Source organism: Bradyrhizobium sp. WU425 (genome assembly GCF_021052305.1).
Lineage (GTDB): Bacteria > Pseudomonadota > Alphaproteobacteria > Rhizobiales > Xanthobacteraceae > Bradyrhizobium > Bradyrhizobium canariense_D.
In genome coordinates this window covers 98,788-112,099 of the sequence record NZ_CP088089.1, presented here as the reverse complement: position 1 = coordinate 112,099, position 13,312 = coordinate 98,788, and the positions used below count along the sequence as shown (strand labels likewise).

Genomic DNA, 13,312 nt, shown 5'->3' with positions numbered 1-13,312 from the left:
GCAGAGGAATCCTGGAAATGTCTGAAAAGCGGTGCTTCACTTGGCTAGTTGGCGGCCCGCTGTCAATAGCGCATTGCGGGAGAACGACATGCCCGTGACGGCGGGGAGACCATGTGGTACCTGCCCCGCGAGTCCCACAGGGACGTTTCGGGCCTACCCAAGGACACAAACTTGACCGATTCCGACAAGCCGACGCCGCTCCAGTCGCGCGCCAGCGGTCCCCTGACCGGGAAAGTAAGGGTGCCCGGAGACAAGTCGATCTCCCACCGTGCCCTCATCCTCGGCGCGCTCGCGGTCGGAGAGACGCGGATTTCGGGCCTCCTGGAGGGCGAGGACGTCCTTAACACCGCCAAATCCATGCAGGCGCTCGGCGCCGGGGTCGAGCGTACCGGAGATTTCGCCTGGAAGGTGAACGGCGTGGGTGTCGCAGGCTTCGCGGAGCCCAAAGCGCCGCTGGATTTCGGCAACTCCGGCACCGGCTGCCGGCTCGTCATGGGCGCCGTCGCCGGCTGTCCGATCTCCGCGGTTTTCGACGGCGATGCCTCACTGCGCAGCCGGCCCATGCGCCGGATCCTGGATCCCCTGGAAAAGATGGGCGCGAAGGTCGTCTCCGGCGGCGCGGGCGGCCGTCTGCCGCTGACCGTCCAGGGTGCGCGCGATCCGCTGCCGATCACCTACAAGACGCCTGTGGCCTCGGCCCAGATCAAATCCGCCGTGCTGCTCGCGGGCCTGGCCGCGCCGGGCGCCACGACCGTCATCGAGACCGAGGCCAGTCGCGACCACACCGAACTGATGCTCAAGCATTTCGGCGCCGAGATCACCTCAGTGCAAGAAGGTCAGCACGGCCGCCGTATCACGCTCGTGGGGCAGCCGGAGCTGCATGGCGCCAATGTCGTCGTGCCCGCCGATCCCTCGTCGGCGGCGTTCCCTATCGTTGCTGCGCTGATCGTCGAAGGCTCCGAAATCGTCCTGTCCGACGTCATGACCAATCCGCTGCGCACCGGTCTTTTCACCACGCTGCGCGAAATGGGTGCCTCGATCGAGGAAAGCGAAGTTCGTGGCGACGCTGGCGAGCCGATGGCAAAGCTGCGGGTACGCGCCTCGAAATTGCGCGGTGTCGAGGTGCCGCCGGAGCGTGCACCGTCGATGATCGACGAATATCTGGTGCTGGCGGTGGCGGCCGCCTTTGCCGAGGGCACGACCATCATGCGCGGCCTCCAGGAGCTGCGCGTGAAGGAATCCGACCGTTTGGAGGCCACCGCCGCCATGCTCCGCGTCAACGGTGTCAAGGTCGAGGTCTGCGGCGACGATTTGATCGTCGAAGGCCGCGGCCACGTTCCCGGCGGCGGCGTGGTGGCCACCCACATGGATCATCGCATCGCGATGTCCGCGCTGGTGATGGGCTGCGCCTCCGATCAGCCGGTAACCGTCGATGACACCGCCTTCATCGCCACCAGTTTTCCGGATTTCATCCCGATGATGCGTTCGCTTGGGGCCGATTTTTCATGATCATTGCCATCGACGGGCCCGCGGCGTCGGGCAAGGGCACCCTCGGCAAGCGCCTTGCCCACCATTACGGCTACCGTCACCTTGATACCGGCGTGATCTATCGCGCGGTGGCCTATTCCCTGATGCAGTCCGGTCATGATCTCCGGGACGAGGCGGCGGCGGTCGCTGCGGCGCTGGAACTCGATCCCGAAAAGTTCGGCAATCCCGCCCTGAAGACCCAGAAGGCCGGCGAGGGCGCCTCGATCGTCTCGGCGATCCCCAAGGTGCGCGAGGCCCTCATCAACTTTCAGCGGCAATTCGCCGCCGATCCGCCCGGCGCCGTGCTCGATGGGCGCGATATTGGAACCGTGATCTGCCCCCATGCCGACGTGAAGATCTTCGTCGTCGCCGACCCCAAGGTCCGTGCCCGCCGCCGGACCATGGAGGCCAAGGCGCGGGGCGAGGAGGCGGACGAGGCGGCCGTGCTCGCCGATATCATCCAGCGCGACGAGCGCGACAAGAACCGGGCGATCGCCCCCCTGAAGCCGGCTCCGGATGCTTACTTGCTAGATAACTCCCAACTGGATATAGAAGGCGGCGTCCGGGCCGCCATCGACATTATCGAGGCCGTCCGAGCGGGCCGGTCGCGGGGTTAAGCCGCTGCCGTCATTGGAGGAAGCGCCCGCTCCCGCTCTTTGAGGTCGATACTCTCGGTCCCTGCTCGGGGCCGACGCGATCCAGGTTCCGGACAAAAGATTTCCACGTATCGAACGCGCGGGCCTCAGCCGGCCCGCTTCCGCTGTTCCGCCCTCCAGGTCGGAGCAGCGAGCGGTCGCTCGAAGGTTCTGCGGACCTTCCGACACTGCGCGTACGGTGCGCCCAAGAACCCAACGGCCGGCATGACATCCGCAACTGGAGAACAAATGGCTTCGACTTCTGCTGATACCTATAGCCCGTCGCGCGACGATTTCGCCGCGATGCTCGACGAGTCCTTCGCAGGCGGCAACCTGCAGGAAAGCTCAGTCATCAAGGGCAAGGTTGTTGCAATCGAAAAGGACATGGCCGTCATCGACGTCGGCCTGAAGACGGAGGGCCGCGTTGCCCTGCGCGAATTTTCCGGCCCCGGCCGTGACAGCGAGCTCAAGGTCGGCGACGAGGTGGAAGTGTTCCTCGATCGGATCGAGAACGCCCTCGGCGAAGCCGTGCTGTCGCGTGACAAGGCGCGCCGCGAAGAGAGCTGGGGCAAGCTCGAGAAGGCCTTCCAGAACAACGAGAAGGTCAACGGCGTCATCTTCAACCAGGTCAAGGGCGGCTTCACCGTCGACCTCGACGGTGCCGTGGCCTTCCTGCCGCGTTCGCAGGTCGACATCCGTCCGATCCGCGACGTTGCGCCGCTGATGAACAACTCGCAGCCGTTCCAGATCCTCAAGATGGACCGCCGCCGCGGCAACATCGTCGTGTCCCGCCGCACGGTTCTCGAAGAGACCCGCGCCGAGCAGCGTCAGGAGCTGGTGCAGAACCTCGAAGAGGGTCAGGTCATCGACGGCGTGGTCAAGAACATCACCGATTACGGTGCGTTCGTTGATCTCGGCGGCATCGACGGTCTGCTGCACGTCACCGACATCGCGTGGCGCCGCGTCAACCACCCGACCGAGGTGCTCTCGATCGGCCAGACCGTGAAGGTCAAGATCATCAAGATCAACCACGAGACGCACCGCATCTCGCTGGGCATGAAGCAGCTGTTGGACGATCCGTGGCAGGGCATCGAAGCCAAGTACCCGCTGGGTGCCCGCTTCACCGGTCGCGTCACCAACATCACCGACTACGGCGCGTTCGTCGAGCTCGAGCCGGGCATCGAAGGCCTGATCCACGTCTCCGAGATGTCGTGGACCAAGAAGAACATGCACCCCGGCAAGATCGTTTCGACCTCGCAGGAAGTCGAAGTGCAGGTGCTGGAAGTCGATTCCGTCAAGCGCCGCATCTCGCTCGGCCTCAAGCAGACCATGCGCAACCCGTGGGAGGTCTTCGTCGAAGGTCACCCGACCGGTTCGACGGTCGAGGGCGAGGTCAAGAACAAGACCGAATTCGGTTTGTTCCTGGGCCTCGAGGGCGACGTCGACGGCATGGTCCATCTCTCCGACCTCGACTGGAAGCAGCCGGGCGAGCAGGTGATCGACAACTACAAGAAGGGCGACATGGTGAAGGCCGTGGTGCTCGATGTGGACGTCGAGAAGGAGCGCATTTCTCTTGGAATCAAACAGCTTGAAGGCGACCCCTTCGCCGAGCCGGGCGATGTCAAGAAGGGCGCGGTCGTGACCTGCGAAGTGATCGAAGTGAAGGAGAGCGGCATCGAGGTGAAGATCACCGGTACCGACTTCACCACGTTCGTGAAGCGCTCGGAGCTCGCTCGTGACCGCAACGATCAGCGCGCCGAACGCTTCGCCGTCGGCGAGAAGGTCGATGCCCGCGTGATCCAGTTCGACAAGAAGGCCCGCAAGGTCCAGGTGTCGATCAAGGCGCTCGAAGTCGCCGAAGAGAAGGAAGCCATCGCGCAGTACGGCTCTTCCGATTCGGGAGCAACGCTCGGCGACATCCTCGGCACCGCGCTCAAGAACCGCGACACCAAGTAAGCGAAACGCAGGTTTCACTGCATCAAAGCCCCGGCGCGAGCCGGGGCTTTTTTGTAGTGAGGTCGTCGCCCGGATGGGGCGAAGTGAAATCCGGGAAAGCCTCTCCGTGAGGCGAGAACCCCGGATTACGCTTGCGCTCCATCCGGGCTACGCGGCAGCCGGCCTTGTTTTCTTCTAATTGCGCCGCAATTGATGTATCCAGATAAGCCAATGGCGACGCTGCGACGGCACAACGCGCCTGGCCTTTCATTTGGAGATATTGAGATGTCACTCGATTCGGACATCATCGTCGATCGCCGCAGGATCCGCCGCAAGCTGACGTTCTGGCGCGTATTGGCCGCGCTGATCGCGATCGCGGCGATCGCAGGCTTCGCGCTGGTCGCGACGCCTGGTGCGCGCGGCACGTTCGCGTCCGCCGGCTCGATCGCGCGGGTCCAGATCGAGGGCCTGATCCGCAGCGATTCCGATCGCACCCAGGCGCTCGAGCGGCTGGAGAATTCGCAGGCCGCCGCCGTCATCGTTCACATCAATTCGCCGGGCGGCACCACCGCCGGCTCCGAGCAGCTCTATGATTCGCTTGTACGGTTGAAGGCAAAGAAGCCGCTCGTTGTCGTCGTCGAAGGCCTCGCCGCCTCCGGCGGCTACATCACCGCGATCGCCAGCGATCACATCATCGCCCAGCAGAGCTCGCTGGTCGGCTCGATCGGCGTGCTGTTCCAGTTTCCGAACGTCTCGGAGCTGTTGAAGACCGTCGGCGTCAAGGTCGAGGAGGTAAAGTCCACGCCGCTGAAGGCCGCGCCCAACGGTTTCGAGCCAACCAGCCCTGAGGCACGGGCGGCGCTCGATGCGTTGGTGAAGGATTCCTATGCCTGGTTCAAGGGATTGGTGAAGGAACGGCGTGGCATGGATGACACGCAGCTCGAGAAAGTGGTTGATGGCCGTGTCTTCACCGGACGCCAGGCCATCGATCTCAAGCTGATCGATCAGATCGGCGACGAGAAGACCGCCGTGACCTGGCTGGTCGAGCAGAAGGGCGTCAAGAAGGGGCTCTCCGTGCGCGATTACAAGCTGCAGCCGCGCTTCAGCGATCTGCCGTTCCTCAAGACGGCGGCCGCAGTAACGCTGGAAGCACTGGGTTTAGGCTCGATTGCGCATCAAATCGGACAAACCGGCGTCGCACAGGCGGTCGATCGGCTCGGAATGGATGGAATGCTCGCCTTGTGGCAGCCGGCGGCGTCGAACTGACCGGAACCGGGCGAGCCACAGAGGTTTTTCCCGTTCGGCGCGTGTAGGTCCAGCCCGCTTTTTCGGCATTTGTCACGTGTTTTCACGACGCTCAACCCTCATTTAGCGTCTTGACAGATCACGGTATTTTCACGGAAATGGTCGTCCGCACGCTCCCGGGTCCTATCTCTCGATGATCAAATCCGAACTTGTTCAGCGTATCGCCGAGCACAACCCGCATCTGTACCAGCGGGATGTCGAGAACATTGTGAATGCGATTCTCGAAGAGATCGTAGCGGCTCTCGCGCGCGGTGATCGCGTCGAGTTGCGCGGCTTCGGTGCCTTCTCGGTCAAGCATCGCCCTGCGCGCGCAGGGCGCAATCCGCGCACCGGCGCCCATGTGCCTGTCGATCAGAAGAGCGTTCCGTTCTTCAAGACCGGCAAGGAAATGCGCGAACGGCTGAATCGCGACCATCCGGATCCAGGCGCGCCAGACTGAGGTCCACCTCAGGGTTTCCCGCGGTCGCCAGTGATGCGGCCGCAACCTTGATTCAAGGCGAGCGAGCCGAGATGCGAAAATTCCTGAGCGCGCTGGTCGTGATTCCGCTGGGCCTGGTCCTGATGGTCTTTGCCGTCGCCAACCGGCATTTCGTCACGGTCTCGTTCGATCCCTTCGTTTCCAACGACCCGTCATTCTCGGCAACGCTGCCGCTGTTCCTGCTCCTGATCGTGGTGGCTGCGCTCGGGGTCCTCGTGGGCGGGTGTGCCGTCTGGTTCGGCCAGCGGCACTGGCGGCGTGCGGCGCGCCGGCATGACGCGGATGCCCGGGCCGCGCGAGGCGAGCTGGCTGATCTGCGGGCCCAGTCTGCCGCAGCAAGGCCTGAGTCCCAGCGCCTCCCCGTTCCCTCCGGTGTGGGGCTTTACGGGCCCGTCGGGCGAGACAAGCAGCGCGCGACGTTGTAGAAGCGGCCGCAACCGAAAAGCCCGTTTTCCGGCCGCGGACCCGCGGCCCTCCATTTGCTTTGAGCCCATATCCGTCGAGAACATGTCCTTGCTCGTCAAAATCTGCGGCCTGTCCACGCCCGAGACGCTCGAAACGGCGCTCGAGGCGGGTGCCGACATGGTGGGCTTTGTGTTCTTCCCGCCGTCGCCGCGGCATTTGTCGCTGGAAGCCGGCCGGGAGCTCGGCCGGCAGGTGAAGCGGCGCGCGCTCAAGGTCGCGCTCACCGTCGATGCCGACGATGCCACGCTCGACAACATCATGGACGCGCTGTCGCCGGACATTTTCCAGCTTCATGGCACGGAGAGCGTGGCCCGGCTGCGCGACATCAGGCAACGGGTCGGTCGTCCGGTGATGAAGGTCGTGCCGGTCGCAACGTCAGCCGATCTCGCCGTGCTGCCCGGTTACGCCGAGATAGCCGAACGCATCCTGTTCGATGCGCGCGCACCGAAGGACGCAACGCGGCCAGGCGGCCTCGGCGCACCATTCGATTGGCATCTGCTCGGAAACCTGGAGCTCGCGTTGCCGTATATGGTCTCGGGCGGCCTCAGCGCCGACAACGTCGCCGAAGCCGTTCGCGTCACCCGGGCCGGTGGCGTCGACGTCTCCTCTGGTGTCGAGAGCGCCCCGGGCGTGAAGGACCCCGAGATGATCAAGGCCTTCATTCGCGCCGCGCGCGCAAGCCAAGATGCAAGTCAAGAGTTGAGCGTCCGATGAATGTTGCAAAACCCAATTCCTATCGCAGCGGCCCCGACGAGCGCGGCCATTTCGGCATTTTCGGCGGACGCTTCGTTGCCGAAACCCTGATGCCGCTGATCCTCGATCTGGAGAAAGCCTACACCGAGGCCAAGGTCGACCCGGCCTTCCAGATCGAGATGAACGGCTATCTCAAGAATTATGTCGGCCGGCCCTCGCCGCTCTATTTCGCCGAGCGTCTGACCGAGCATCTGGGCGGCGCCAAGATCTACCTCAAGCGCGAAGAGCTCAACCACACCGGCTCGCACAAGGTGAACAACGTGCTCGGCCAGATCATGCTGGCGCGACGCATGGGCAAGAAGCGCATCATCGCCGAGACCGGCGCCGGCCAGCACGGTGTCGCCACCGCGACGCTGTGTGCGCGCTTCGGCCTGGAATGCATCGTCTATATGGGCGCCGTCGACGTCGAGCGGCAGCAGCCCAACGTCATCCGCATGGAGATGTTGGGCGCAACGGTCATTCCAGTGCAGTCGGGCACGCGCACGCTGAAGGATGCCATGAACGAGGCGCTGCGCGACTGGGTCACCAACGTGCACAACACCTTCTACTGCATCGGCACGGTCGCGGGTCCGCATCCCTATCCGACGCTGGTCCGCGACTTCCAGTCGATCATCGGCAACGAGACCAAGGTGCAGATGCAGGAGATCGAAGGCCGCCTGCCGGATTCGCTGGTCGCCTGTATCGGCGGCGGCTCCAACGCGATGGGCCTGTTTCATCCGTTCCTCGACGATTCCACCGTCGAGATCTTCGGCGTCGAAGCTGCGGGCCACGGGCTGACGCAACTGCATGCGGCGTCGATCGCGGGCGGTCGTCCCGGCGTGCTGCACGGCAACCGCACCTATCTCCTGATGGACGCCGACGGCCAGATCCAGGACGCGCATTCGATCTCCGCCGGGCTCGACTATCCCGGCATCGGCCCCGAGCACTCCTGGCTGCACGAGATCGGCCGCGTGAACTATCTCTCCGCGACCGACGACGAGGCCCTCGCAGCGTTCCAGTTGCTGTCAAAGCTGGAAGGCATCATCCCCGCGCTCGAGCCGGCACATGCCATCGCCAAAGTGATGGAGCTCGCGCCGAAGCGGACCAAAGATCACCTGATGGTCGTCAACCTCTCCGGCCGCGGCGATAAGGACGTCCCGCAGGTCGGCGACATCCTGAGGGGCAAGAGCAAGTGACCACGCGTATCGACACCCGTTTCGCCGAGCTGAAGAAAGCCGGCCGCGCGGCCTTCGTCACTTTCGTGATGGCCGGCGATCCCGATCCGGCCACCTCGCTCGAGATCATCAAGGCGCTGCCGAAGGCGGGCGCCGATGTGATCGAGCTCGGTATGCCCTTCACCGATCCGATGGCCGACGGGCCGTCGATCCAGGCGGCAGGCCTGCGCGCGCTTAAGGCCGGCATGACGCTGAAGAAGACGCTCGATCTCGTGCGCGGCTTCCGCAAGGACGACAATGCCACGCCGATCGTGCTGATGGGCTACTACAACCCGATCTACATCTATGGCGTCGACAAGTTCTTAGGTGATGCCAAGAGTGCCGGCATCGACGGCCTCATCATCGTCGACCTGCCGCCGGAAGAGGACGACGAGCTCTGCCTGCCCGCGATGAAGGCCGGCCTCAATTTCATCCGCCTGGCGACGCCGACCACCGACGACAAGCGCCTGCCGGCCGTGCTCGCGAACACGTCAGGCTTTGTCTACTATGTCTCTATCGCCGGCATCACCGGTGCAGCGGAGGCGGACGCCAATGCCGTCGGCGACGCGGTCGCGCGCATCAAGCGGCATACCAAGCTCCCGATATGCGTCGGTTTCGGCATCCGCACGCCGGAGGCGGCGCGCGCCATTGCCGAAAAGGCCAATGGCTCGGTAGTCGGCACCGCGCTGGTCGATGCGCTCAAGAACAGCCTCGATGCGGAAGGGCGCGCGACGGCCAAAACCGTCAACGCCGTCGCCGAGCTGACGGCGGCACTGGCCCAGGGCGTCAAGGGCGCGCAACAGGCGGCGGAATAGGCCTTAATTCCGCTGCCAAGTCCGACGAGCAAGGCGGACGATACGGCGGCTTGCCGGGCCGGGTCCCGGCCGCCATATATCCCTTCAGGTGGTCCCCAGGCGGGATCGCACATCGGAGCAAACCATGAACTGGCTTACCAATGTGGTCCGGCCGAAGATCCGCAACATGCTGCGGCGGGAGACGCCGGAGAATCTGTGGATCAAGTGCCCGGATTCCGGACAGCTCGTGTTCTACAAGGACGTCGAGGCCAACCAGTTCGTCATCCCCGGCTCGAACTATCATATGCGCATGAATGCGGTGGCGCGTCTGAAGTCGATTTTCGACAATGAGACCTGGTACGACGTCGCGCTGCCTGACGTCACGCCCGATCCGCTCAAGTTCCGTGACGAGAAGAAGTACGTCGATCGCATCAAGGATGCCCGCGCGCGGACCAATCTGAACGACGCGATCAAGGTCGGCTACGGCAAGCTCGAAGGTGCCGCCGTCGTCGTCGCGGTGCAGGATTTCGACTTCATGGGCGGCTCGCTCGGCATGGCGGCGGGCGAAGCCATCGTGCGCGGGCTCGAGCTCGCGGTCGAGAAGAAGTCACCCTTCATCGTGTTCGCCGCCAGTGGTGGCGCGCGCATGCAGGAAGGCATCTTGTCGCTGATGCAGATGCCGCGCACCACGGTCGCGGTGCAGATGCTGCGTGAAGCAAAACAGCCCTACATCGTCGTGCTGACCAACCCGACCACCGGCGGCGTCACTGCGTCCTATGCGATGCTCGGCGACGTGCAGATTGCCGAGCCCGGTGCGCTGATCGGTTTTGCCGGCGCGCGCGTGATCGAGCAGACCATCCGCGAAAAACTCCCCGAGGGGTTTCAGCGCGCCGAATACCTCAAGGAGCACGGCATGATCGACATGGTCGTGCATCGCCACGAATTGCGCCCGACCCTGGCGCGGCTCTGCCGACTGTTGACCAGGGCGCCGGCGCTTGAGACCGCGTCAAAGCCGGTGCAGCCGGTCGTCAGTCCGGCGCAGATTGTATCGGCTCCCGAAACGGCGCCGGCCGCGCCGCACGCGTGAACGCTTCCTCCGACCGCGCAAAGCCGCCGCTCGACGAATTGATCGGGCGGCTGTCGGCCCTGCACCAGAAACGCATCGATCTCGGGCTGGAGCGGATGCACCGCCTGTTCGAGCGGCTCGGTCATCCCGAGCGCAAGCTGCCGCCGGTGATCCACATCGCCGGTACCAACGGCAAGGGCTCGACGCTCGCATATCTGCGCGCGACGCTGGAGGCAGCTAACCTGCGCGTCCACGCTTACACTTCACCCTATCTCGTTCGCATCAACGAATGCTTCCGGCTCGGCCGCGTCGGGGGCGGCGTGCTGGTCGGCGACGACGAGTTGCGCGCGGCACTGGAAGAGGTCGAGCGTGTCAATGCCGGCGAGCCGGCCACCGTGTTCGAGCTCAAGACGGCGGCTGCATTTCATCTGTTCGCGCGGAACCCGGCCGATGTGGTTCTGCTGGAGGTCGGCCTTGGCGGTCGGCTTGATTCAACCAATGTGGTTGACGCGCCGGCGGCCTGCGTGATCACGCCTGTCAGCATGGACCACATGGATTTCCTCGGTGACACCTTGACGTCGATCGCGGGCGAAAAGGCTGGGATCATCAAGCGTGGCGTGCCCGTGGTTTGCGCCGAGCAGCCGGCTGAGGCGATGGCCGTGATCGAGGCGCAGGCCAGGCGCATGCGCGCGCCGTTGTTTGCCGCGGGCGAGAGCTGGCATGTCAATGTCGAGAACGGGCGGCTGGTTTATTCCGATGAGCGCGGCTTGATGGATCTCACAGCGCCGCGCCTGTTCGGCCGGCACCAGTTCGACAATGCCGGTCTCGCCATCGCGACGTTGCGGGCCACCAACGCCTTCAAGATCAACCAGGCGGCGTTCGAGGCGGGGATCGTCGGTGCGGAATGGCCGGCGCGGATGCAGCGCATCGCTTCGGGCGAGCTGCTCGCTCTCGGCCCGCAGGGCTCGGAGATCTGGCTCGACGGCGGCCACAATGCGGAAGGCGGCCGCGTCGCGGCGGCCGCGCTCGGCGATCTCGAAGAGCGGGTGTCGCGGCCGCTGGTCGTGATCGTGGGCATGATGGCCAACAAGGACGCGAAAGGCTTTCTCGCCAATTTCGCCGGTCTGACCCGTCACATCATCGCAGTGCCGATTCCCGACACCGACAACGCGATGCCGGTCGACCGCCTTACGGATGCCGCCCGCAGCCTCGGCATGCGCGTCGAGCCCGCGCCCGGCGTGGAGGCCGCACTGCGCGCCTTGGCGAAGCTCGCCTACGAAGTGCCGCCGCGCATTCTGATCACCGGCTCGCTCTATCTCGCCGGCCACGTGCTCGCCATCAACGGCACGCCTCCTGTATAGTCTTCGCTCCATCCGAGCTACGGGAAGACCCATGCGTTTTGCCGCGATTGCCGACGTCCACGGAAATTACCTGGCGCTGGAAGCTGTGCTCGCCGACATCCGCGCGCAAGGCGTCTCCGAGATCGTCAATCTCGGCGACATGCTGAGCGGCCCGCTCGATGCGCGCCGGACCATCGAAATCCTGATGCAGCTCGATGCCGTGCACGTGCTCGGCAATCATGACCGCTATCTGCTCGACCGTCCGCCCGAGAAGATGGGCTCGTGGGATCGCCCGGCCCATGCCGCTCTCAATGCCGCGCAACTCGACTGGCTGCGCGCGCAGCCGATGACGCGCGTCTTTCGCGATCAGGTGTTCCTCTGCCACGCGACGCCCGACAATGACGAAGTCTATTGGCTCGATACCGTGCATCCCGACGGCGCGGTGGCGCTGTCGCCGCTCGATCGCATCGAGAAATTTGCGCAAGGCATCACGCAATCGCTGATCCTGTGCGCCCACACCCATCTCGCCCGTGCCGTGCGACTTCGCGACGGAAGGCTGATCGTCAATCCCGGCAGCGTGGGCGGCCCGGGCTTCCGTGACAAGCATCCGTTCCCGCATGTCGTCGAGGCCGGCACGCCGCACGCGCGCTATGCGATCCTTGAGCTAACCGATGGTGCCTGGCAGGTCACGTTCCGCCATGTGGTCTATGATCACGAGGCGATGGCCACGCTCGCTCGCCGCAACGGCCAGCCGGAGTTGGCGAACGCGCTGGCGACGGGATGGCTTGCCTAGCGGCTACGGCTACGGCTGTTTTAGCAGCTTCATCGGATCCACCGCCTTCTGCTTCAGCTGCTCGAAGCTGCATTGCCGCGGGGCCTTGTCGAGGCGCCAGCGCAGGATCGAGGTGCCGTGGCGAAAGCGCTCGCCGCTGAAATGGTCATAGCAGACCTCGATCACCAGCTTCGGCTTGAGCGGACACCACTTCGCCGAGCGCTCGGTGGACCAGCGGCTGGGGCCGCCCGGCGCGTTGCCGGTGAAGCCGGGCTCGCCGATCAATGCCTCAAGCCGATCGGTCAGGTCAGGCTTTTCCGCCGCTTTGATCGCCGAGGTGAAGCCGACATGGTGCAGGAGACCATCGTCATCGTAAAGCCCGAGCAGCAGCGAACCGACCACGCTCCGGCCGGCGATCTTGTTGGTCGCATAGCGGAAACCGCCGACCACGCAATCGGCGCTGCGGAATTTCTTGATCTTCTGCATGCCGTCGCGATTTCCCGCCTGGTAGGGCAGGTCGACGCGCTTGGCGATGACGCCGTCCGAGCCGCCGCCGGATTGCGCCAGCCACTTTTTCGCAAGGGCGTAGCTCGTCGTCGCCGGTGAGAGGCGGAAGATGCTGCTTTTCAGATTCGCCTTGGCAAACGCTTCCAGCGCCGGTCGCCGCTCCCTCAGCGGTTGCCCGGCAAGCTGCTTCTCCCTGGTCGTCGCAAGCAGATCGAAGGCGAGATAGAGCGCCGGCGTCTCCTCCGAGAGTTTCTTCACGCGGCTCGCCGCAGGGTGAATGCGTTGCAGCAGCGCGTCGAAGGAAAACCCCTTGCCGTGCGGCACGACGATCTCGCCGTCGAGGGTGAAGCGATCCGCCTTCAGCTTCAGCGCCGCGGCGACGATCTCGGGGAAATAACGCGCAAGGTCTTCACCGCATTTCGAGCGCAGATCAATGCTGCCGCCGTTGCGCGAGAGCAGGCAACGAAAGCCATCCCATTTCGGCTCGTATTGCCACTCCTTGCCGCGCGGGATCGCGTCGACCGAGCGCGCCTCCATCGCCA

13 protein-coding genes are annotated in these 13,312 nt (G+C 64.6%); 12 read left to right on the top strand and 1 reads right to left on the bottom strand.

The genetic code is table 11. The features are described from left to right. Positions 1-111 precede the first annotated feature (111 nt). The 12 genes from aroA (at position 112) to BcanWU425_RS00415 (ending at position 12,284) form a co-directional block, all read left to right on the top strand. Positions 112-1,509 (top strand): 3-phosphoshikimate 1-carboxyvinyltransferase, encoded by a 1,398-nt coding sequence (gene aroA, locus BcanWU425_RS00470; protein ID WP_143273208.1) that lies wholly within the window; start codon positions 112-114, stop codon positions 1,507-1,509. Then, on the top strand, positions 1,506-2,144 hold the full coding sequence (gene cmk / locus BcanWU425_RS00465; RefSeq protein ID WP_018455758.1) for a (d)CMP kinase: 639 nt from the start codon (positions 1,506-1,508) through the stop codon (positions 2,142-2,144). Before aroA ends, cmk begins: the two co-directional genes overlap by 4 nt. A gap of 267 nt (positions 2,145-2,411) precedes the next feature. Beyond that, positions 2,412-4,118: a 30S ribosomal protein S1 gene (rpsA, locus tag BcanWU425_RS00460; protein ID WP_027566167.1), complete on the top strand. Its 1,707-nt coding sequence runs from the start codon at positions 2,412-2,414 to the stop codon at positions 4,116-4,118. Positions 4,119-4,382: 264 nt separating this feature from the next. Beyond that, positions 4,383-5,363, top strand: coding sequence for a signal peptide peptidase SppA (gene sppA / locus BcanWU425_RS00455; RefSeq protein WP_018455760.1), 981 nt, complete (start codon positions 4,383-4,385; stop codon positions 5,361-5,363). Between the two features lie 172 nt (positions 5,364-5,535). Continuing rightward, the gene (locus tag BcanWU425_RS00450) at positions 5,536-5,841 is read left to right on the top strand and encodes an integration host factor subunit beta (RefSeq protein WP_007598410.1); all 306 of its coding nucleotides are present in this window, start codon (positions 5,536-5,538) and stop codon (positions 5,839-5,841) included. A 71-nt stretch (positions 5,842-5,912) separates the two neighbouring features. After that, positions 5,913-6,305, top strand: coding sequence for a lipopolysaccharide assembly protein LapA domain-containing protein (locus BcanWU425_RS00445; RefSeq protein ID WP_204513028.1), 393 nt, complete (start codon positions 5,913-5,915; stop codon positions 6,303-6,305). Positions 6,306-6,387: 82 nt separating this feature from the next. Beyond that, positions 6,388-7,059 (top strand): phosphoribosylanthranilate isomerase, encoded by a 672-nt coding sequence (locus BcanWU425_RS00440; protein WP_018455762.1) that lies wholly within the window; start codon positions 6,388-6,390, stop codon positions 7,057-7,059. Next, complete coding sequence (gene trpB / locus BcanWU425_RS00435; RefSeq protein WP_018455763.1) at positions 7,056-8,273, top strand: tryptophan synthase subunit beta; 1,218 nt, start codon at positions 7,056-7,058, stop codon at positions 8,271-8,273. Before BcanWU425_RS00440 ends, trpB begins: the two co-directional genes overlap by 4 nt. Further along, positions 8,270-9,106, top strand: a complete 837-nt coding sequence (trpA, locus tag BcanWU425_RS00430) for a tryptophan synthase subunit alpha (RefSeq protein ID WP_085349901.1) — start codon at positions 8,270-8,272, stop codon at positions 9,104-9,106. The genes trpB and trpA overlap by 4 nt, the downstream gene beginning before the upstream one ends. 124 nt (positions 9,107-9,230) lie before the next feature. Beyond that, positions 9,231-10,172 (top strand): acetyl-CoA carboxylase, carboxyltransferase subunit beta, encoded by a 942-nt coding sequence (gene accD / locus BcanWU425_RS00425; protein ID WP_018455765.1) that lies wholly within the window; start codon positions 9,231-9,233, stop codon positions 10,170-10,172. Then, positions 10,169-11,512, top strand: a complete 1,344-nt coding sequence (locus BcanWU425_RS00420; protein ID WP_204513029.1) for a bifunctional folylpolyglutamate synthase/dihydrofolate synthase — start codon at positions 10,169-10,171, stop codon at positions 11,510-11,512. The genes accD and BcanWU425_RS00420 overlap by 4 nt, the downstream gene beginning before the upstream one ends. Positions 11,513-11,543: 31 nt before the next feature. After that, complete coding sequence (locus tag BcanWU425_RS00415) at positions 11,544-12,284, top strand: metallophosphoesterase family protein (protein ID WP_083926409.1); 741 nt, start codon at positions 11,544-11,546, stop codon at positions 12,282-12,284. Positions 12,285-12,293: 9 nt separating this feature from the next. Here BcanWU425_RS00415 and BcanWU425_RS00410 read toward each other — a convergent pair whose 3' ends face one another. After that, positions 12,294-13,307 (bottom strand): ATP-dependent DNA ligase, encoded by a 1,014-nt coding sequence (locus BcanWU425_RS00410; RefSeq protein ID WP_231190989.1) that lies wholly within the window; start codon positions 13,305-13,307, stop codon positions 12,294-12,296. Positions 13,308-13,312: the final 5 nt, after the last annotated feature.